The 2,525-nt window shown below is 59.4% G+C and carries 1 protein-coding gene; it reads left to right on the forward strand.

The features are described from left to right. On the forward strand, positions 1–2,525 hold a 2,525-nt coding region (locus tag HMPREF2724_RS12895; RefSeq protein WP_210386700.1), incomplete at both ends, for a putative Ig domain-containing protein.

A 2,525-nucleotide genomic window follows, 5' to 3' on the forward strand; every position in this document is an offset into this window, starting at 1 on the left:
CCGAGACCAAGAAAATCTCCGGCACCCCGACTAAGCCGGGTACCTATGATGTCGTTATTGCGGCAACTGATGCAGCGGGCAACGTGTCCTACGAACCGTTTACCATCACCGTCGAAGACAAGACCGCCCCGGTCATCGATCCGATTGAGAAGCAGGATATCGCTCTGAACGAGACGATTAAGCCGGTCGTGGTCTCGGTAAATGATCCGGATGCTACCGTCCAGGTTGATCCGGAGACCCTGCCGAAGGGGGTTAGCTTCGACCCCGTGACCAACACCTTTACCGGCCGCCCAGAGAAGCCGGGAACCTACACCATTAAGGTCACGGCTACCGATGCCGCCGGCAATACCTCGCAGCCCGTTGATTTTGTCATCACCGTCTCCGATAAGACCGCGCCGCAGATCGCGCCGATTTCGGATCCTACCGTTCCCGCGGATTCCCCGATCACGCCAATTGAGATTACCGCTGAGGACAACGTTGCGGTGACCTCCTTGACAGTCACTGGCTTGCCTGAGGGTTTGAGCTATAACCCCGATACCAAGCAGATTGAGGGCACCCCGACTAAGCCGGGAAGCTACCCAGTGACGATCACCGCTAAGGACGACGCTGGCAATACCACCGAAGAAGTCTTCAACATCAACGTCAATGACGCCGGTGCACCAGTCATCCAGCCGCTGCCCGATAGCACGGTCGCTGCGGGATCTGAGGCCAACCCGATTCCAGTGCGCGTAGATGATCCTTCTGCGAAGGTAACGGTTGAAGGCCTACCTGATGGCATGACTTTTGACCCAGAGACGGGACTAATCACCGGTACCCCAACCAAGCCGGGCACCTACACCGTGACCGTGACCGCGGTCGACGAAGCGGGCAACAAGGCTATCGATACCTCGACCATCACCGTCACCGATGCCCAGGGGCCAAAGCTGGACGAGATCAGTGACCAAGACGTTGCTGCCGGCAGCGCCATTAAAGATATCGTTGTCAAGGCGGATGACCCTGATGCCAAGATTTCCGTAGTCGGCCTGCCAGAGGGCGTTCAGTATGACGCCGCTACCAACACGATTTCCGGCACGCCAACCACCGCGGGCACTTACCCAGTGCGCGTCCTGGCAACCGATGCGGCCGGAAACACCTCCTACGTTGACTTCACCATCACGGTCAGCGATTCCACTGCTCCGAAGGTCAACCCCATCGACGATCAAGCGGTAAAGAAGGGCGTTGCCATCGCTCCTGTCAAGGTAGACAGCGACGATCCGAGCGACACCGTGACGGTCATCAGCATAAATGCTGGTCTCAGCTTCGACCCAGAAACCCGGACCATCTCTGGCACGCCAACCACCGCTGGTGAGCACCCCGTGACCGTGGTTGTCACCGATGCCGCGGGCAACACGACCAAGGAGACCTTCACCATCACCGTCGTCGACCCTGGAGCGCCGGTTCTGGAACCAATTTCGGATCAGAAGGTGCCGCTAGGGGAAGCGATTACGGAGATTAAGCCAACCGTGACGGATCCGTCGATTTCTACGACGATCACCGTGACCGGGCTGCCGGACGGCGTTACTTACGACACCAATACCAATACGATTTCGGGTACTCCAACCCGCGCGGGTGACTTCCCCATCGTGGTCACCGTAACGGCCACTGACGCCGACGGTAAGTCTTCCGTCGAGAAGTTCACGATCACCGTGGTCGATTCTGAGGGGCCTTCCTTAGACGGCGTCGCCGATCGGACCGTCACGGAAGACACCGAGCTTGACCCGATTCACATCACCTCGGATGACCCGCAGGCTACCCTGACCGTGACTGGCTTGCCTTATGGCGTTCGGTTCTTCGCGTCCACCGGCGAGATTTCCGGTGTGCCAACTACTCCGGGCACCTATGAAGTGACGGTGACCGCCACCGATGCGGCAGGCAATACTACCGAAAAGAAGCTGACCATCACCGTAAAGGATGCAACCGGTCCGCAGGTGGATCCGATTGCAGATCAGGCTGTCGATGCCAATACGCCGATTGAAACGATTCGGGTCTCTTCTGATTCGGACACGGATAAGGTAACGGCCTCCGGTCTGCCGGATGGCGTGAAGCTTGAGACCGTTGACGGCGTTGCCACCATCACCGGCACCCCGACCAAGCCGGGCACCTACGAGGTCACCGTGACGGTCACCGATGCCAGCGGCAATGCCACCGACGAAACCTTCACCATCGTGGTCCGTGAGCCGGCCGATACCAGCGCGCCGAAGCTTGACCCGATTTCGGATCAGACCGTGAAGCTGGGCGAAGACGTCACTGAAGTCACCGTTCACAGCGATGACCCAGCAGCAACGCTGCGCGCAACCGGCCTGCCTACTGGCGTCGAATTTGACCCAGCTACCGGCACCATCAGCGGCAAGCCGAGCGCCTTTGGCCGCAGCACGGTTACTATCACGGCAACCAACGCCGCTGGAAACAAGTCCACCACGACGTTCACCATCGACGTCGTCGCAGCCGATCCGACGGATCCGACCGACCCAACCGACCCGACGGAT

The organism is Corynebacterium sp. HMSC071F07 (assembly GCF_001810285.1).
GTDB classification, from domain to species: Bacteria; Actinomycetota; Actinomycetes; order Mycobacteriales; family Mycobacteriaceae; genus Corynebacterium; species Corynebacterium simulans.